Source organism: Arthrobacter rhombi, from assembly GCF_900163545.1.
Taxonomy (GTDB): domain Bacteria; phylum Actinomycetota; class Actinomycetes; order Actinomycetales; family Micrococcaceae; genus Arthrobacter_H; species Arthrobacter_H rhombi_A.
Genome location: NZ_FUHW01000024.1, coordinates 58240 through 76747, shown reverse-complemented (window position 1 = coordinate 76747; position 18508 = coordinate 58240). Strand labels below are relative to the sequence as shown.

General features: G+C 67.5%; 17 protein-coding genes. 10 read left to right on the top strand and 7 right to left on the bottom strand.

The genetic code is table 11. The annotated features are described in order from the left end of the window. Positions 1-88: 88 nt before the first annotated feature. From FM101_RS06530 to FM101_RS15555, 3 genes are all read right to left on the bottom strand, one after another. Complete coding sequence (locus tag FM101_RS06530; RefSeq protein WP_086997202.1) at positions 89-1639, bottom strand: multicopper oxidase family protein; 1551 nt, start codon at positions 1637-1639, stop codon at positions 89-91. A gap of 51 nt (positions 1640-1690) precedes the next feature. Further along, positions 1691-2584, bottom strand: coding sequence for a F510_1955 family glycosylhydrolase (locus FM101_RS06525; RefSeq protein ID WP_245806643.1), 894 nt, complete (start codon positions 2582-2584; stop codon positions 1691-1693). A gap of 144 nt (positions 2585-2728) precedes the next feature. Continuing rightward, a complete protein-coding gene (locus FM101_RS15555; RefSeq protein ID WP_143269237.1) occupies positions 2729-3112 on the bottom strand; it encodes a hypothetical protein in 384 nt (127 codons plus the stop codon). Positions 3113-3267: 155 nt separating this feature from the next. Here FM101_RS15555 and FM101_RS06515 point away from each other — a divergent pair, with 155 nt between their 5' ends. After that, the gene (locus FM101_RS06515; protein WP_086997196.1) at positions 3268-4017 is read left to right on the top strand and encodes a sulfite exporter TauE/SafE family protein; all 750 of its coding nucleotides are present in this window, start codon (positions 3268-3270) and stop codon (positions 4015-4017) included. 61 nt (positions 4018-4078) lie between these two features. Here FM101_RS06515 and FM101_RS06510 read toward each other — a convergent pair whose 3' ends face one another. Both FM101_RS06510 and FM101_RS06505 read right to left on the bottom strand, forming a co-directional pair. After that, the gene (locus FM101_RS06510) at positions 4079-4795 is read right to left on the bottom strand and encodes a class I SAM-dependent methyltransferase (protein ID WP_245806642.1); all 717 of its coding nucleotides are present in this window, start codon (positions 4793-4795) and stop codon (positions 4079-4081) included. Then, positions 4792-5739, bottom strand: coding sequence for an NAD(P)/FAD-dependent oxidoreductase (locus FM101_RS06505; protein ID WP_086997193.1), 948 nt, complete (start codon positions 5737-5739; stop codon positions 4792-4794). Before FM101_RS06505 ends, FM101_RS06510 begins: the two co-directional genes overlap by 4 nt. Positions 5740-5808: 69 nt before the next feature. On the opposite strand from FM101_RS06505, the gene FM101_RS06500 reads away from it, so the two are divergent. From FM101_RS06500 to FM101_RS06460, 9 genes are all read left to right on the top strand, one after another. After that, positions 5809-6384 carry a helix-turn-helix domain-containing protein gene (locus tag FM101_RS06500; RefSeq protein ID WP_086997190.1) on the top strand — a complete coding sequence of 192 codons (576 nt, stop codon included), beginning with the start codon at positions 5809-5811 and terminating at the stop codon, positions 6382-6384. A gap of 107 nt (positions 6385-6491) precedes the next feature. Beyond that, entirely contained in the window at positions 6492-7118 is a 627-nt protein-coding gene (locus FM101_RS06495; protein WP_086997187.1) for a phosphoribosylanthranilate isomerase, read from the top strand. A gap of 120 nt (positions 7119-7238) precedes the next feature. Then, complete coding sequence (locus FM101_RS06490) at positions 7239-8420, top strand: acyl-CoA dehydrogenase family protein (RefSeq protein WP_086997184.1); 1182 nt, start codon at positions 7239-7241, stop codon at positions 8418-8420. 54 nt (positions 8421-8474) lie between these two features. Further along, on the top strand, positions 8475-10604 hold the full coding sequence (locus FM101_RS06485; protein ID WP_086997181.1) for a 3-hydroxyacyl-CoA dehydrogenase NAD-binding domain-containing protein: 2130 nt from the start codon (positions 8475-8477) through the stop codon (positions 10602-10604). Then, a complete protein-coding gene (locus tag FM101_RS06480; protein WP_086997178.1) occupies positions 10601-11227 on the top strand; it encodes a TetR/AcrR family transcriptional regulator in 627 nt (208 codons plus the stop codon). Before FM101_RS06485 ends, FM101_RS06480 begins: the two co-directional genes overlap by 4 nt. After that, complete coding sequence (locus FM101_RS06475; RefSeq protein WP_086997174.1) at positions 11224-12765, top strand: long-chain-fatty-acid--CoA ligase; 1542 nt, start codon at positions 11224-11226, stop codon at positions 12763-12765. Before FM101_RS06480 ends, FM101_RS06475 begins: the two co-directional genes overlap by 4 nt. A 90-nt stretch (positions 12766-12855) precedes the next feature. Then, positions 12856-13680 carry an ABC transporter ATP-binding protein gene (locus FM101_RS06470; RefSeq protein ID WP_086997171.1) on the top strand — a complete coding sequence of 275 codons (825 nt, stop codon included), beginning with the start codon at positions 12856-12858 and terminating at the stop codon, positions 13678-13680. An 82-nt stretch (positions 13681-13762) separates the two neighbouring features. Beyond that, positions 13763-14749 (top strand): ABC transporter substrate-binding protein, encoded by a 987-nt coding sequence (locus FM101_RS06465; RefSeq protein ID WP_086997168.1) that lies wholly within the window; start codon positions 13763-13765, stop codon positions 14747-14749. Positions 14750-14756: 7 nt separating this feature from the next. Beyond that, a complete protein-coding gene (locus FM101_RS06460) occupies positions 14757-16865 on the top strand; it encodes an iron ABC transporter permease (RefSeq protein WP_086997165.1) in 2109 nt (702 codons plus the stop codon). Positions 16866-16872: 7 nt separating this feature from the next. On the opposite strand, the gene FM101_RS06455 is transcribed toward FM101_RS06460, so the two are convergent. Continuing rightward, on the bottom strand, positions 16873-17652 hold the full coding sequence (locus FM101_RS06455; RefSeq protein WP_086997162.1) for a hypothetical protein: 780 nt from the start codon (positions 17650-17652) through the stop codon (positions 16873-16875). Continuing rightward, positions 17649-18458: a hypothetical protein gene (locus tag FM101_RS06450; RefSeq protein ID WP_086997159.1), complete on the bottom strand. Its 810-nt coding sequence runs from the start codon at positions 18456-18458 to the stop codon at positions 17649-17651. The genes FM101_RS06455 and FM101_RS06450 overlap by 4 nt, the downstream gene beginning before the upstream one ends. Positions 18459-18508 lie beyond the last annotated feature (50 nt).

The following is an 18508-nucleotide window of genomic DNA, read 5'->3' as shown; positions in this document are numbered from 1 at the left end:
TTGCTGTCATTGCCCGGTGAGGGCTTTTTCAGCTTCCTCGGAACCGCGGGAAACAGCAAGGCCCCCGGCGCGGCGCCACGGCATCGCCTCAGGCCTCCGGTGGCTCATGGGTATAGGAGAAAACCCCCATCATCCCCTGTTCCGCGTGGTAGACGTTATGGCAATGGGTGAGCCACTGTCCCGGGTTATCGGCGTCGAAGAACACCTTCACGGTCTCGCCCGGCCGGACGATCACCGTGTCCTTGCGCGCACCATCGGTCCCGATCTGGAACGTATGCCCATGCAGGTGCATCGGGTGCCACATCATCGTGTCGTTGATGAACTTGACCTCGACGCGTTCACCGCTCTTGACCTCGAAGGCCTGCGCATACGGTGTGGCCAGGTCGAACCGGTGGCCGTTGATGCCCCAATCGAATTTCGCCATCCCCCCGGTGAGGTGGAGCTCGTGCGTGCGGTCCGTCGCCTTCTCGGGAAGGACGACCGAGGGGTCCGCCTTGAGCTTTCCGCCGTCGACCACCGTGCCTTCGAGGGTGTCTGGCAGCTTCGTGGAGGCTGGCGTGTTCCCTGCTCCGGCGTTGATGTATCCGACGGCATGCCCCGGTTTGCCTTCGGGCAACGCCAGGACGGCGGTGGCTCCCGACTGCACTGTCACGAGGGCATCGATCCGCTCGCCCATGCCCAGCACGACGGCGTCCGCCTCGGTATGGCGCACGGGGAACCCGTCGGTATGGGTCAGCGTGAGCTGCTGCCCGGGGATCCCCACTCGGTAGGCAGTATCCCCGCCGGCATTGATGATCCGCAGCCGGATCACGTCGCCGGCCGCGGCCTTCAACGTTTCGGCGTCGTCGGGGCCCCTCCCGTTGAACAGGTGGGCGGGGTAGTCGACATCCCCGGCGTCCCCGCCCAGGTAGTCGCTGCCGGAGCCCATCGCCATGCCCGGCATGTTGCCGTCCATCGAGCCCTTACCCTCCGAGGGCATGGAGCCATGACCCATCCCCGACATGCCCTCGGCCAGGCCTTCGAGGGTCTGATCGGGCGTCCCGTCCAGACCATCGAGCCAGTCATCGAGCACGATGACCCAGTCGCGGGTGTACTCCAGCGGCTCCTCGGGATCCTCCACGACCAGGGCCCCCAAGAGCCCCCGATCGCGCTGGGTGCCCACATGGGAGTGGTACCAATAGGTGCCCGGGTGCGGCACCCGGAAGTCGTAGGTGAAGGAGGAGTCGGCGGTCACGGCCTCCTGGGTCAGGCCAGGGACCCCGTCCTGGTCGTTGCGCAAGGCCAGACCGTGCCAGTGGATGCTGGTCGGTTCCGGCAACTGGTTCTTCACCACGGCACGGAGCTGGTCTCCGGCCTGGGTGCGGATCACTGGCCCGTGGATCGCGTGGTCATAACCCCAGGTGGTCACCTTCTTCCCGTCGATGGTGCTGGTGAAGGGGGAAGTGGTGAGATTCTTCCGCACGGTGGTTCCCGTGCTGGCGCGGCGTGCTTCGCGCTGGGCGACGGCTGGGTCCCCGGGCAGGATCCGTTTCGAAGCGGAAGCCGGGCCCGGCCCTCCGGAACAGGCGGCGAGGGCTGCGGCGGCAGCTCCGGCGACGGAGAAGGTGAGGAACCGGCGGCGGTCAATGAAGGCGGTCATGGTGAATCCTTGAAAATCGGTGTGGCAGAGAAGATGGCGAAGGCCGGGAGGTCAGTCACCTGCGGGCGGCGTGAAGGTGGCGCCTGTGTCGGTTGAGACCAACAGCCCTTCGGTGGTGGCCACATGGAGCAGGGGTTTGCCAGCGGGGCTGGTAGTCGCCGCGATGGCTTCCACCTGCGCGTCAACGCGGCCGGCGCGAGCCCAGGTGGACCCGGCATCGTCCGAGAAGTGGACCACCCCGTCGGGGCTGATGCCGAAGGCATCCTGCTGGCTGGCGAAGGCGGCGTACTGGATGACGGGGGCGCCGTCGGGCAGGCTCCAGCTCTTTCCACTGTCGGTCGAGCGGTAGGGCCCTGATTCCGTGGTCGCCAGCACCGTGTTGCTGGTTGGAGCGGCGACCAGGGTGAACGGTGCGAAGGGTGCTTCGACACTGGTCCAGGTGATCCCGTCTGCGCTGGTGCGCAGCGTCCCGTCGAAGGCCACGATCCCCGAAGCGGTGCTGGCGAGTGCGTGGAAATCGGACTCCCCTTCCCTCGAGAGGGTCTCCCAGCTTTCACCTCCATCACTGCTGCGCAGCAGACCCACGGGATTCGGCGCCGGGTCCCCGGCAGCGGGGTGGCCGGAAGCATAGAAGACATTCGCGTCGTTCGTCGCAGCAAATCCCATCATGTCGAATTCCGGGCCGATCTTCCGGGCCGGATCCTTCGACACGTCGAAGAGCCCTTCATGGGTTGCCAGCAGGATTTCTCCGCTGTCGGTGCTTGCCGACAGTCCGTGGACATGCCCGCCGGGCAAACCGTTGCTGGTGCTGGCTGCCGGGGTGGGCTCCGTTGGTGCCGTGGCGGAGGAACAACCCGTCACGGCCAGCAGCAGGCCGGTAGCGAAGAGGGGGACGGCCAGCGGGCGGACTCGCCGGGCGGCAGGTGATAAGGGGAGGATCTTCATGATCGGGGATTTCCTTCAGGACTCAGGGGCGCATGGCCCACGCAGATTGATGGCGCGTCGGGGGAAGGACCCGGAGCAGGATCACGACGCACCAGATGATCTCGTGGCGTCGGGTGGGCACCCGACGGGAGGCGAGTCGGCGGTCTACGTCCTGTTGATGGAAAGATCTCCCGGTGTGGGAGACGGCGGGTGGTGGGCCGTGGGGCGCAGCGATGGCTGCGCGGGACGGGGGGCGTCGGCTAGCCAACCGATGAACGGCGGTGGTGGCGCCGCCAACAGATGGCCCGAAGAAACCGTGAGACATCCGCCATCGGAAGCAATCCCGGCCGAGCAATGCACGGAATCGCCGGCCGGGGGCAGCGGCGTTTCGTGGATGTTCTGGGATGACACGGAGCCATGAGCTGGTGGAGTGCTGACGTCATGGGCATGGGCTACGCCCGTCATGCACATCAGGACGGCCAACAGGGTGAGGAGGATCCCCAGACGCGGAACCGCGGGCGCGACACGACGTACTGTGTGTGAGTACATGGTTCCCTTCCGGAGGTCGGCCGTGGACGCATCATGCGCCCGCCCCGAATATACCCCTAGGGGGTAGAGGACTCAAACCACCCCGGAGGCGACTCCTCCAGGCTTTCCCACGAGCCGACCCGTCGGCCCGCGGGGTTGCCGCTTAGGCTGTAGCAGTGGATCTTCAACTCCTGGCCGTGGCCGCCTCCCTCGTGTTCGTCGGTGCCGTCGCGCAACGGGTCGCCGGGCTGGGATTCGCCATGCTGGCCTCGCCGTTCCTGGTCCTGCTGCTCGGCCCCCATGAGGGGGTGCTGCTGGTGAATATCTGCGGCGTCGTCTCCTCCACGCTGATCACCCCGCGGGTCTGGAAGGACATCAACTGGTCGGCGTTCCGCTGGCTGGCCGCCTTCAGCGTCGTCGGATCCGTCATCGGTGCGCTGATCGCCACCCGGCTCGAATCAGCTGTCCTCTCGCTCTCGGTGGGCATCATCGTGTTGATCGCCCTGCTGCTCTCCCTGGGCCTTTCCCGCTCCAGCATCGCCGTGGGAGGGGCTGGCATACGATCAGCCGCCGGAGCGCTGTCCGGGTTGACGAGCTCCATGGCAGGGGTCGGGGGTCCGGCGGTCAGCGCGTACGCGGTGCTCACCCGGTGGGACCAGCGCTCCTTCGCCGCCACCATGCAACCGTTCTTCGCCGTGACCGGAACCGTTTCAGTGGTGTCGAAGGTCCTGCTGGCTCCGGAACAACAACTCATCCTGCCCTGGTGGTACTGGGCGCTGATCGTGCTGGCCATCGTGGTCGGGATCTTCGGTGGTGAACGCCTCCAGCGCTATGTCCATGACCATCATGCCCGCGCGTTCATCCTGATCATCGCGTTCGTCGGAGCCTTTGCCGCCATTGCCAAGGGGTGGCTCGGCCTCCTCTAAGTCGACGGCCCGGCCAGGGCCGCCGGCCGCGGGGGCCGGCAATGCCCCGGGCCCGGTCCTGCTAGTGTCGCCGGGCGACGATGACGGTGTCTTCCAGGTCGACGACGGCGCCCTCGGGGCCGGTGGCCTGCCGCGGCCTGACCTCCGCGGTGACGACCGTCCACCGGTCCTCGTCGAGTCCGAGGAGTTCGAGTTCCTCGGCAGGGGTGGGGAAGTCGCCGGGGCCGTGGGAGCTGGGCGCCTCATCGGGGCCATGCCGGTGCCGGGCCCAGGGAGGCATGGCGGCATGGGAGACGATGAGCAGGGTGCCGCCCGCGGTGACGGCGTCCGCAGCCCGGCGCAGAACCTTACCGCGGTTCAACTGCACCGGCGAGGCCAGGAAGCAGGCGGAGACCAGATCGTAGGTTCCCGGCGGGAAGTCCTCGCCCAGATCCACCTGCAGCCAGCTGACCGCCTCTGCGCCCAGGCCGCGGGAGTGGGCCTGGACGGCGGCCCGTTCGAGGGCGGTGGCGGAAATATCCGCCCCGGTGACCTGCCAGCCGGCCTCGGCCAGCCACAGCGAATCCCCGCCTTCCCCGCAGCCCAGATCCAGGGCGCTGCCCGGTTTCAGCGGGGAAACAACGTCCACCAGGGCCCGGTTGGCAGCCCCGCTCCAGATCCTTTCGCGCTCGCCGTACCTGGCTTCCCAGAAGGCGCGCGGCTCGATGGGCGCCTCGGTGGGCGCCTCGTCGTGGTGGTGTTGTTGGTGCTCCATGTCGGTGCTGCTCCGTTCGTTCATGCCGCGTGAACCTGCTGTGCTGCGTGGTTGAAATCCTCGGTCACCAGGTCCATGTTGACCATGCTGCCAGCCATCGTGCCCGCCGACATGCTCATCGGCACATTGGCCATCGGGGCGACGAGGTTTCCGGCAGCCCAGATCCTCGGGTGACTGGTTTTGCCGGTGGGATCGGCGGCGATGAAGTTGCCAAAAGGTGTCTGCTCCCGCGTCAAACCCAGTCCGTCAAGGTAGGCGTCCTGGGGGTGGAGTTCACCGGCGGTGAAAAGGGCGTCGAGGTTCCGTTGCCCGCCGTCTACCATCCGCACCCCGGTGAGGGCCCCGGCGTCGTTCCTGAGGATGCCGGTGACCTGCCGGTTGTCGATCACCACGTCCCGGGAGGCCAGGGTGGTGGTCAGTGCGTCGTCGATGGGTCCGGCGCCGGCGCTGAAGAGGACGACGTCGTCGCTCCACTGGCGGATCAGCTGCGCCTGGTGCAGGGCCATGGGCGAGGTGGCCAGGATGCCGAGGCGTTGACCGCGGACCTCCCAGCCGTGGCAATACGGGCAGTGCAGCACATCGGTTCCCCAGCCCGCGGCGAGGCCGGGCAGCGGCGGGAGTTCATCGCTGATTCCGGTGGCGGCCACGAGGCGGCGGGCAGCATGGTGCCGGCCCTGGGTATCGGTCACGGTGATACCGGCGTCGGTTGCCACGACGGTTGCGGCTGCCGCCGTGCCGAACTGGACGCCATAGCCGGCGACCTCGGAACGGCCGCGGGCCAAGAAGTCCTCGGGGGCGGTGCCGTCGTTGCCCAGGACACCATGGATCCCTGCGGCGAAGCGGTTGCGCGGGGTGCCGGTGTCCAGGACGAGCGTGCTGCGGAGCGAGCGGCCGAGCATCAGTGCTGCACTGAGACCCGCGGCGCCGGCGCCGATGATGATGACGTCGTAGTTGCTGTTGGTTTTCATGCTTCAACTGTGGAACCCCCACTGCTATGATGGCAAATATCTTTGCAGAAACAGCAAGAAGGGAAAGATGTGAAGGATACGGTTCTCGAGCAGATCGGCCCCCGACTCCGGGCTGCCCGGGTGAAGCAGGATCGGACGCTGGAGGATCTGGCCTCCAAAACCGGCATATCGGTGTCCACGCTCTCGCGGCTGGAATCGGGCAAGCGCCAGGCCAGCCTGGAACTGCTGTTGCCGCTGACCCGAGCGCTGCGCATCGGCATCGACGAGCTCATCCCCGCAGAGGTGCCCGACCCGCGCATCCGCCCCACCCGCAGCATGCACCACGGCATCCAGACCCTCAGGCTGTCTCCGCCGAACTCGCCCACGCAGACGTTCAGGATGACCTATCCGGGACGCCAGGTCATGCCGGGGCCCCGCGTGCATGATGGATACGACTGGCTGTATGTGCTCTCCGGGAAATTGCGCCTGCTGCTGGGGGATCGGGACCTGGTGCTCGAACCCGGGGAGGCCGCCGAATTCGATACCCGGATCCCGCACGCCATGGGATCGGCGGATGGCCGATCCGTGGAGGTGCTGAGCATTTTCGGGGGAGACGGCGAACGCATCCACACCAGGGTTTCCGACGGCGACCGACCCGGCGACTGATCCGCCGGCCATGCCCTCGGACGGCTGGCCGAGGCATGGCCCCGTGCAGGATACTAGGGGAGCACCCCGGCGAGCTGCCGGGCGGAGGCGAGGAGCGGAGCCCGGACATGACCGAACGCTATGTAAAGATCTGCGGGTTGAGCACGCCCGGAACCGTGGCTGCCGCCGTGGAGGCCGGGGCCGATGCCCTGGGTTTCATCTTCGCCCCCGGCAGTGTGCGGACCGTGGAGCCGGCGATGGTGCGCCAGCTGATAGCTGGCATCCCCGAGGCGGTCGAAACCGTAGGGGTTTTCCGCAACCAGCCCCTCGATGTCGTCCTGTCCACCGCGGCAGCGGCAGGGGTGTCCACCGTCCAATTGCACGGTGAAGAACCACTGGCCGATATCCGCGCCGCCCAGGAGGCTGGTTACCGCACCCTGCGGGCCTTCTCCGCCCCGACGTATGCCGCCCTGTCCTCGGCAGGTCGTGCCGAGTGGGCCCGGGAGCGGATCCTGCTGGACGCCGTCGACCCCGGGGCCGGTGAGACCTTCGACCCCTCGGTGCTGGCCGGCCGGGCCCCTGGGGGGTTCTGGCTGCTGGCCGGAGGGCTCACCGTGGACAATGTCGCGGCCCTGCTGAACAGCTCGGGGGCCACGGGCGCCGACGTCTCCAGCGGGGTGGAATCCCGGCGCGGGGTCAAGGACACCGGGTTGATCCGCGCCTTCATCGCCGCAGCACGGTCGGCGGCCGGCTGAGACGGTCGCCGGTCCACCGAAAACCCTTGCCCGGGAAACAATTTGCAGTTAGTGTGCAAATTGTTCGGGTTGCTCGACCCGCCAGTTCCCCCACCACAGGACGGCAGAGTGAAAAACGGTATGACGGTCACCAGCGACTACTTCCTGCTCGACGAGGAACTCGACGATGCGGAGATCGCCCTGCGCGACAGGATCCGAGCCTACGTCGATACGGATGTCCTGCCCATCATCAACGAGTACTGGGAACGGGCCGAGTTCCCGCACCAGCTACGCCCCGGCTTGGCGGGCCTGGGCATCATCGGCGGCACCATCGAAGGGTACGGGTGCCCGGGGTTGAGCCGCCGGGCGGCAGGAATCGTCGCCCGCGAAATCTCCCGCGGCGACGGCTCCATCAACACCTATATCGGCGTGCACTCATCGCTGGGCATGGGGACCATCGCCATGCTCGGCAGCGAGGAACAACGCCAACGCTGGCTGCCGGAGATGGCCACGCTTCAGCGCACGGGGGCGTTCGCGCTCACCGAACCAGAGCACGGATCAGACTCCGTTGCCCTGGAAACCAGCGCCCGCCGCGAGGGCGGAGAATGGGTCCTCAACGGGCATAAGCGCTGGATCGGCAACGGGGATGCCGCCGATATCGTCGTCATCTTCGCCCGGGACGCGGCCGACGGCCAGGTCAAGGGATTCGTCATGGAGAAGAACGACGACGGTACCTACCCCGCAGGATATGAACCCACCGTGATCACCGGGAAAATGGGCAAACGGGCGATCCTGCAATCGGATATCGTGATCTCGGATATGCGCGTCCCCGCGGCCAACCAACTGGAGAACTGCCACTCCTTCCGCGATGTCTCCCGGGTACTCACCGCAACCCGTGGCGGCGCCGCCTGGGAAGCGGTAGGCCACGCCATGGCCGCCTACGAAATCGCCGCCACCTACGCGGGTCAGCGCGAACAATTCGGCCAGCCGATCGCCAGCTTCCAACTGGTACAACATAAGCTGGCCAATATGCTCTCCGAGCTCACCGCCATGCAACTGATGTGCACCCGGATGGCCGAGCTGGCAGAGACCGACCGACTCACCGGTCCGATGGCCTCCATGGTCAAGATGTCCACGGCGCAGAAGGCCAAATGGATCTGCAACGAGGCCCGGGACATGCTCGCCGGGAACGGTGTACTCATCGAACGCCATATCGCCAGGCATCTGACCGATATGGACATTGTCAGCACCTATGAGGGGACCGACTCGATCCAGTCGTTGTTGGTCGGCCGGGACATCACCGGCATCTCAGCCTTCAAATAACCCTGCCGCCGAATCAATAGCCTGCCAGTACCTGCACCCCACCGGAAGGGCCCCATGACCGACCCCAGCTCCCGCCCCGCTCCCCGGGTCGCCCTCTCCCGACACGACGACGTCGTCCTGCTGACCCTGTTGGCTCCGCCGGTCAACGCCCTGGGGCAGACGGCCCGCACGGCGATCGCCCAGGCACTCGATGACGTGGCGGATCTGTCAGGTGTGCGCGCCGTGGTGCTCACGGGCACGGAGAAGGCGTTCTCCGCCGGCGCCGACATCACCGAATTCGGTGGCTCCACCGACGGGATCTCGCTGCCCGAACTCGTGGACCGGATCGAGTCGTTTGCCCTGCCGGTGACCGCAGCCATCTCCGGGGTGGCCCTGGGCGGGGGGCTGGAATTGGCGATGGCCGCCCACACCCGGGTCGCGCACCCCGAGGCCCTGCTCGGGCTGCCGGAAATCACCTTGGGGCTCATCCCGGGGGCCGGCGGCACCGGGCGGCTGCCGCGACTCGTCGGGCCCGAACGGGCGCTGGCCATGATCCTGACCGGAACGCGCGTCGGTGCAGCCACTGCCGAAGGTGACGGGCTCATCGACGCGGTTCTCGATGGTGGGGATTTCTCCTGTGCCGCCGTCGCCTGGGCGGCTTCCCGGCTCGACGAGGAGCCCGGAACCGGGTCGACGCCCCCCACCAGAACCCGTGACCTGAACCGGCGGATCGCCGAAGCCGCAGCCGTTCCGGGAACTATCGAACGGCTCGCGGCCCCCGCAGTGCGCAAGGCCAAGGACCCCTTCGCGGCCCGGGCGGCAGTGGACTCCCTCGCCGCAGGCATCGAGCAGGGATTCGACGCCGGGGCAGAGCTCGAACGCGAGAAGTTCCTGGAGCGGCTGGCCAGCGACGAATCGGCGGCCGGTCTCCACCTCTTCGCCGCCGAACGGGCCAGCCGCACGCCCCGGGCCATCGCCACCGCCCCGGGAGAAATAGCCGCCCGCGACGTGCGGCGTGCCGGGGTCATCGGTGCCGGGACCATGGGCGGGGGCATCGCATTGGCCCTGGCCACCGCGGGGGTTCCGGTCACCGTGGTGGAAACCTCTGCCGAAGCCCTGGACCGCGGCCTGGCCCAGATCCGGGCGACTCTGGACGTTTCGGTCTCCCACGGCAGCCGCAGCCCCCAGAGGGCCAACGAACAATTTGCTCGCATCAGCGGAAGCCTCGACTACGCCGACCTGGCCTCGGCAGACCTCATCATCGAAGCGGCCTTTGAGGACCTGGACGTCAAAAAAGAGATCTTCGCCCGGCTCGACGCCCACACCAGCGAGGACGCAGTACTGGCCACGAACACCTCCTACCTCGACGTGGACGCACTCGCCGCCACCACGGCCCATCCCGGCCGCGTGCTGGGAATGCACTTCTTCAGCCCCGCGAACGTCATGGAACTGGTGGAAATCGTCCGGGGGGAGGCCACGGAGACCCGGGTTCTCGCCACAGCGGTTTCCTTGGCCCGGCGGCTGGGCAAATGCCCCGTCGTGGTGGGGGTCTGCCATGGGTTCGTGGGCAACCGGATGCTCGAAGTCCGCGCCCGCCAGGCCGAGGCCCTCTTGCTGGAAGGGGCGCTGCCGGGGCAGGTCGACGACGCGTTGACCGGTTTCGGTTTCCGCATGGGCCCGTTTGCCATGGCCGATCTGGCCGGGCTGGATATCGGTTGGCGCAACCGCCAGGCCCAGGGCACCACGGCTGCCGTAGGCGACGCGCTCTGCGAGGCCGGCAGGTTCGGGCAAAAGACCGGCGCAGGTTTCTTCGCCTACCAGGGCCGCGAGCGTCGGGAGGACCCCGCAGTCACCGACATCATCGAAGCGGCCAGCGCCGAACAGGGGATCGAACGCCGGGAGATCGACTCCGAGGAGATCCTCGAACGGCTGCTCTACCCGATGATCAACGAGGGCGCCCGGATTCTCGCCGAAGACATCGCCGAACGCCCCGGGGATATCGACCTCATCTGGGTCAAAGGCTATAACTGGCCCGCCTACCGGGGAGGGCCCATGTTCTACGCCCAGCAGATCGGGCGCGCCCGGATCGCCGATCGGCTCCGCCAGCACGCCCGGGCCACCGGGGATCCGACGCTGGAACCGGCCCCCTGGCTGACCGAGGCGCTCCCGGACGGCCAGGGCGCCCCGGGAAATGGCCGATCATGAACGACGTGGACGGCCGCAGCGCCCGGGCCGAACGCACCCGCTCACTGATCGTCGACGCCCATTTGGGGCTGATCACCGACGGGGAACTCAAACCCACCGCCCGCCAAGTGACCGAACGCGCGGGGGTGTCCCCCCGGACGCTCTGGGGCCACTTCACCGATATGGAGGCGGTGATGGCCGCCTCCGCCCGCCAGCAACTCGATGCCAGGAAGGCGGCATTCACCCCGCCGCTCGAGGGTACCGACCTGCCCGAACGTCTCCGGGCCTTCGCCTACTACCGGGCCGCAGCCTTGGAGGAACTGGCACCACTGGCGCGGGCAGCCGATGTGCAGCGCCCCTTCTCACCCGTGCTGCAACAGAATCTGCGCCAGAACCTGGAGACAATTCGCGCAGAAATCGAAGCCCATTTCGCCGAAGAACTTGATCGGCATGAGGCGGGGGAGCGGGAACGACTCGTCGCGGCCCTGGTCGTCGCCTCCGACTGGGCCAGCTGGCAACTGCTGCGCCAGTACCTGGAACGCTCCGTTGCCGAAGCCAGAGCAGTGCTGGAAACCTCGGTGGCCGCCCTGCTGGTAGTCCGCGACCCATCAGTTGAGGAACTGACGAAGGGAAACCCGGCATGACAGCATTATCCCTCGCCGCCGTTCTGGAAGGGTCGGCGCGCAAGTATCCGCAGAAGACGGCAGTGATCAGCGAAGGAACGTCCTACACCTACGCACAGCTATGGGGCCAAGCGCTTCAACAGGCGGCCTCGTTGGCCGGTGCCGGGATCCGCGCCGGTGACGCGGTGGCCATCATGAGCCCCAATGTCGTGGACTTCCCACGTTCCTATTATGCCGTGCTCGCCGCCGGCGGGGTGGTCGTACCGGTCCACCTGCTGCTCACCGTCCCCGAGGTCGTGCACGTGCTGGCCGACAGTGGCGCCACGATGCTGATCTGCCACCCCTCCTTCCTGCCGGTCGGAGGTCCCGCTGCCGCGGAAGTGGGGATCCCGGTGGTGACCAGCGTCTGGCCACAGCAGGACGCGGAAGACCCGGGCCTGGACGCTGGACTGGAACCGGCGAAGCTGGCCCACTATGTGGCGCGTGAAGCCGAGGACCCCGCCGTCGTCTTCTACACCTCGGGGACCACCGGCACCCCCAAGGGGGCCATCCTGACGCAGGTGAACATGGTGATGAACGCGACCGTATCGGCGGTGGATGCCAACGACGTCCACTACGACGACGTGGCGCTGGGCTGCCTGCCGCTCTTCCACGTCTTCGGGCAGACCGCCAGCATGAACGCCGTCTTCCGGCTCGGCGCCACCCTGGTGCTGCTGCCCCGGTTCAGCGGTGCCGGGGCGCTGGGCTTGATCCGCGAGCACCAGGTCGACGTCTTCCATGGTGTGCCGACCATGTTCCACCAGCTGCTCGCCTCCGCCGAGGACGAATCCGAACTGCCGAAGCTCAGGCTCTGCGTCTCCGGGGGAGCCGCCATGGCGCAGACGTTGATGGAGCGGTTCAACGCCGCCTTCGACGTGACCATCTTTGAGGGCTACGGCCTCTCGGAAACCTCACCGGTGGTCTCCACGAACACCCCTCACGCCGGTGTGAAACCGGGCACCGTGGGGCCGGCGATCTGGGGTGTCGACGTCATGATCAGCGACCGCACCACCCCCGAGGCCCTCACCGAACTGCCCCATGGCGAACTGGGTGAGATCCTGGTGCGCGGGCATAACGTCTTCGCCGGCTACCTCGGCAACGCGGAAGCCACCTCAGCGGCGATGATCGAGGGCTGGTTCCGCACGGGGGACCTGGGCACCATGGACGACGACGGATTCATCACGGTGGTCGACCGCACCAAGGACGTCATCATCCGCGGCGGATTCAACGTCTACCCGCGAGAGGTCGAAGAGGTCCTCTCCCGCTGCCCCGGCATCGAGCAGGTAGCGGTCATCGGGGTTCCCGACGAGGAACGCGGCGAGGAGATCTGTGCCGTGGTCATCAGGGATACCGGGTACGACGGCGCAGAGCCCACCGCCGAGGACATCATCGCCTGGAGCAGGACCCGGCTGGCCAAGCATAAATACCCGCGGCGCATCCGCTTCGTCGGCCAGTTCCCGCTGGGGCCCAGCCATAAGATCCTCAAACGCGAACTGCGCCGCGATGTGGCGGGGGAGTAGCTCACGGTTCCGGGCATGGGGTTCCCACACCGACGCGGATCACACCACAGGTTGGTCAGTAAGGTGAGCCTAAGCTAATATGTTTGCGTGATGTCCAATAAACCTAATGTCATGCTCACGGCCGACGGGTTGAACCTGCGCTACGGAAGCACCGACGTCGTCCACGATGCGTTCCTCACGCTGGAACCCGGCCGCATCCTGGCGCTGGTGGGCCCCAACGGCAGCGGCAAATCGACGCTCCTGCGCGCTTTGGCCCGGCTGCATGATGCCGAGTCAGGGGCCCTGCAGCTGGAAGAAGCCAGCGCCAGCACCGATGCCCTGGCCCTCAAACGTAGTGAGTTCGCCCAACGGGTGACCTTGCTGGCGCAAAGCCGTCCGGTCCCGAATGGGCTCAGTGTGCGCGACGTCGTGGAATTCGGCAGGCACCCCTATCGGGGACGCTGGCGGGCGGCCGACCCCGACGGGGCGGCAGCGATCGAGCACGCCATGGAGCTGACGGGGATCACCGGGCTGGCGAACCGCGGTGTTCATGAACTCTCAGGAGGTCAGCTCCAACGCGTCTGGCTGGCCAGCTGCCTGGCCCAGGACACCTCGATCCTGCTGCTCGACGAGCCGACCAACCATCTGGATCTGCGCTATAAGGTCGAAATCTTCGACCTGATCCACGATTTGGCCCGCGACCATCAGGTGGCCATCGGCGTCGTCCTCCATGACCTCGACGAAGCCGCCGATATTGCCGACAGCATCGCCGTCCTCTCCGAAGGCCGCATCCTCGCCAACGCCCCGGCCGAGCAAGCCCTGGAATCCGGGCTGCTGAGCAGGGTCTACGGCATCGACGTCGTCACCCATACCGACCCGTTCACGGGACGGCTTCGCACCCACGCCCTCGGCAAACGCGCCGGCGCGCTCGTCTAACCTGCCGGCTTCACGCCCGCCGCCCGCCCCGGCGGTGGAACACCCCTGCCTCCGACCACCGATCCGAAGGAACCCCTGCCCCATGAAGCTCCTGCGCCCCCTGCTCATCCTGACCACTGCGACCCTGCTGCTGACCGGTTGCGGTACCACCGAAGAACCCTCCGGGAGCACCGCTGACGGTCAGGCCCCGGCCGAGTCCGCCGGCCCGGTCACCCTGACGGACACCCGTGGAAAAAAGATCGAACTCGACGCACCGGCCACCCGGGTCGTCGGCACCGAATGGGTGGTCGTGGAGGACCTGGTCGCCCTGGGAGTGATGCCCGTCGGGGCCGCGGATGTGAAGGGATACACCGACTGGGTGAAGGCAGAACCCTTGGACGATACGGTCACCGACATCGGCACCCGGGGCGAGCCCAGCTTCGAGACCGTTGCTTCGCTGGACGCTGACCTGATCGTGGCCACCACCGATCTGCCGGAGAAGGTCATCGCCCAACTCGAGGACCTGGCACCGGTCTTCGTGATCACCCCGGCCGATGCCACCCGGCAAATTGACCAGGCCACCGAGAACCTGGACCTGATCGCCCAGGCCACCGGCACCGAGGAAGCCGCCGCGGCGACCATCGACGACTATGAGAAGGCCGTCGCCGAGGGGCGGGACACCCTCGCAGATGCCGGGCTGGACGGGGCCCGCGTGGCCTTCACCGACGGTTGGGTCGCCGACGGCCAGGTGTCCCTGAGGCCCTACCCCGCAGGATCGTTGCTGACGGATATCAATACCGAGCTGGGCCTGAAAGCACCATGGACCCTGGAGGGCGACCCCGCCTATGGGCTCGCCACGACCGACGTCGAGGCGCTGACCAAACTAAAAACCGATCATTTTGTCTACATCGGCAGCCCCGTCGACGGGGACTTCACCGACGCGCTGAAGGATAATGCGGTGTGGACGTCACTGCCTTTCGTCCAGGACGGGAACGTGGAGCGCCTCGATGACGGGATCTGGATGTTCGGCGGCCCCTCCTCGATGACGCAATACGTCAAGTCCCTGGTCTCCACCCTCACCGCTTCCTGAACGCCGGATGAGTCTCGAAACCGAACGGGCCTCCCCGCCGAGTGAAGCAGGACAGCCAACGACGCCGGGACGCCGGGGCTGGGGAATCCCCGCGGTGGTCACCACCGGACTGGGCATCCTGGTCCTGCTGAGCCTGATCCACCTGGGCCAGGGGACCGCCACCGTGGGCCCCGGTGACCTGCTGCGGATCCTGACCGGTTCCGGCACCGACCAGCAGATCGCCGTCCTTCAAGCCTCCCGTATTCCCCGGTTGGTGGCCGGCCTGCTCGTCGGGGTGGCGCTGGGTTGTGCCGGGGCGGGCCTGCAATCGGCCACCCGCAACGTGCTGGCTTCCCCGGATACCCTGGCGGTCGACGCCGGGGCACATCTGGCGATCGTCGCCGTCGCGGCCTTTGGGGTGGCCCTTCCCTCGTTGGCCTCCGGCGGGCTGGCCTTCATCGGCGGTCTGGCCGCCGCCCTCCTGGTGCTGGGACTCTCCGGGGCCGGAGGTTCAGGCAGCGGCGGTCCGATGCGTCTGGTGCTGGCAGGAACCGCCATCGCGCTGGGACTATCCTCGGTGACCTCGGCGCTGTTGCTGCTCTTCAACCAGGAAACCACCGGGTTGCTGGCCTGGGGCAGTGGCAGCATCGGGCATACCAGCAGCACCGATCTGCGTGAATTTGCCCCGCTGATCGTGCTCGGTGCGGTGGGTCTGCTCCTGCTGGCCCGCCGGCTGGATCTGCTCTCCCTCGGTGACGACGCCTCCCGGCTGGCGGGAGCCGACCCGCGGATCGGCAGGATCGCCGCCGTCATCCTGGCGGTCCTCCTCGCAGCCTGTTCGGTCACCATCGCCGGCCCCATCGGCTTTGTCGGACTCTGTGCCCCGGCCATCGTGCGACTTTTGGCCTCGAAGGTCCGGGGGCTCATCCGCCATCGGGCGTTGCTGCCGGTCTCCGGGTTGGCCGGTGCCATCGTGGTGATCGGTTCGGATGTGCTGGTCCGACTGATTTTGGGTGCCTCAGCGGGGGTGGAGGTGCCCACCGGTGCCGTCACCACGGTTTTCGGGGCCGTGTTCCTGGTGGTGCTGGCCTACCGGATGAGCGACGCCGGAACGTCCATGGTGGGCGATACCTTGGCTCGGCTACGGTCGCGGACCGTGTATCTGGCGGTGGTGGCCGGTCTCGTCGTCCTGCTGGTGGGTTTCCTCGGTGCCGGTGCGCTGCTGGGGGACGCGAAGCTTCTGCTCGGCGACCTGACGAACTGGCTGACCGGGAACGCGGGCCCGACGGTCACGGCGATCCTGAACACCCGGCTGCCGCGGGTTGTGGTGGCCCTTTTGGCCGGGGCCGCCCTGGCGATCGCCGGCGCCCTGATCCAGGCCGTCTCACGTAATCCCTTGGCCGAACCCGGTTTGCTCGGCGTCTCCGCGGGTGGGGGACTGGCGGCCATTGCGGTGATCACCACGGTGCCGTTGGCCGGGGCCTGGCTGGTCACCGGATCGGCGTTGGCTGGATCGACCCTGACCGCCGTGTTGGTCTTCGGGTTGGCCTTCCGCGGTGGGCTGCAACAAAACCGGTTGGTCCTCATCGGTGTCGGGATCTCTGCCGGGCTGGCGGCCCTGGTGGCCATCATCCTGGTCTCCACCGACCCGCATAACCAGGCCAAGGCGTTGACCTGGCTCTCCGGCTCGACCTATGGGCGCAGCTTCGACTCGGTGCTGCCGCCCCTGGTGGCGCTTCTGCTCGCGCTGCCGGTGCTGGCCGGGGCGCGTCGTGACCTGGACCTGCTGGCCGTAGATGACGATTCGCCCCGGGTGTTGGGCATCAGCCTGGCCCCGGCGAGGTTGGTCCTGCTCGCCACGGCCGTGATGCTGACGGCCGGCGCCGTGTCATCGGTGGGGGTTATTGCCTTCGTCGGTCTGGTTGCACCGCATGCGGCCAGGAGCCTGGTCGGATCACGCCATGCCCGGGTTCTGCCGGTTGCCGCGTTGCTGGGGGCCTGCATGGTGGTGTTGGCCGATACGATCGGGCGTACGGTCATCGCCCCGGCGCAAATCCCCGCGGGCATCATGACCGCCCTGGTGGGGACCCCCTATTTCGTGTACCTGCTCTGGAGGTCCAAGGCGGGGCAACGGTAGCGCGGCTTCATCCGGCGAGCAGACCGGCGTGCTTGTTGGCGTAGCGGCCGGCCTTGCGCACCTGGCGCATGGTGCGGGGCACCAGACGCGCCACGAAGACCACCAGCAGGATCAGGAAGAGGATACCGAAGAAACCGCCCTGACCCACGAGGGCTTGGCGGAGGAAGATGGTGCCCGAAGAGGCGAAGAGGTAGCCGAAACCGTAGGTCTGCAACGGGACGGACACCGGCAGGACCGTGGCGACGCGGGCGGCGTGGATCTGCTCCTGTCCGTCCAGGTCCATCTCCCGACCGCGCAGGACCACCTGGTTGATCCTTTTCAACTGCTCCTGGCTGTTTCCTGCGGCGCGCAGCAGTGCCTGACCCACGGACGTCGCGGAAAAGTTGGCCGTGAAGGCGGCGGCCAGAAACAGCGCCTGGAGGTACCCGAGCAGTGTTTCAAACGCCGCGGCGGGTGGATCGGTGGCGCCGAACCAGGCGAAGAGGACGACGCTGATCGCCAGCCCACCGCCGAGGACGGCGCCGACCAGGGCGAACCTGCGGGCGAAGATGACCGGGGTGGCTTCCGCCCAGGAGGCGATGGCCCGTCCGCCACGCAGCGGATCCGGTGTGGAAAAGGCGTCCCTGAGCCGCCACCAGAGCGGGAACCCCAGAATCACCAGGAGCCCCAGCCCGGTCACCAGGGCAGGAATCGGGGAGGCCGGCGCCAGCTGGCCGACGCCCAGGGCCGCGAACAGGACGAGCACGGTTCCGCTGATGGTGTAGGTCAGGAAGAACCACGTTTTCATCGGTCCTCCACGTTGGCGCCTGAGCGCTCGGCGAGAGGACGGGGAAGGTTTTCGCTGGCGTAGTGGCGGGCCCGACGCAGCTGTCCGGCGACATAGGGGATCCGGATGAGTGCGAGCAGAAGGAGGGCCGGGATGAAGGCGTCGCCGAAGCTCAGGTCGCCCAGCGGGATGTCCCGGCAGATTCCCACGGCGAGCAACGCCAGGAAGAAGGTGAGGCCGAAGCCCTGAAGACGCAGCCTGACCGGAGCCACGATCGCCACGCGGAGGGCCACCAGTTGATCGTGCTCGCTCAGGGAGAGATGCTTCCCACCCAACGCCACCTGGTTGATCCGCTTCATCCGTGCCCGCGAGTCCCCGACCGCATCATGGGAGGCGGTATCCAACGGCACGGTGGTGATCGCGACCGTGATGGCGGCCACCAGGAAGAGCCCCTGGGCAATGTAGGAGAGCACCTTCAACGCCTGGTCGGGTGGATCGTTGGCAGTGGTCAGAGCGAAGAGGACGACACTGATCACCAGGCCCGCACCGAGGAGGATGCCAGCCCGCGCGAAATTGCGGGTCAAGACCTGCGATGGCGTGTCCTCGGTCCACGTCTGCTCGGGAGGGCCGCCGCGCAAGGGGTCCGGGCCTGAGAACGCGTGCCTGAACCGCCACCAGAACGGTGCGGCGATCAGCAGCAGGAGGCCCAGACCGGCCAGCAGCGCCGGCAGCGGGGAATCGGAGACTAGTTGGCCGACGGCAAGGGTCCCGAACAGGACCGTGAGTGTTCCGGCGATGGTGTAGATCTGGAAGGCTGAGGGTCTCATCTGGAGAGGGGTTCTCCCGTCGGTCGGAGATGGGGCTGAGGGGCGTAGGT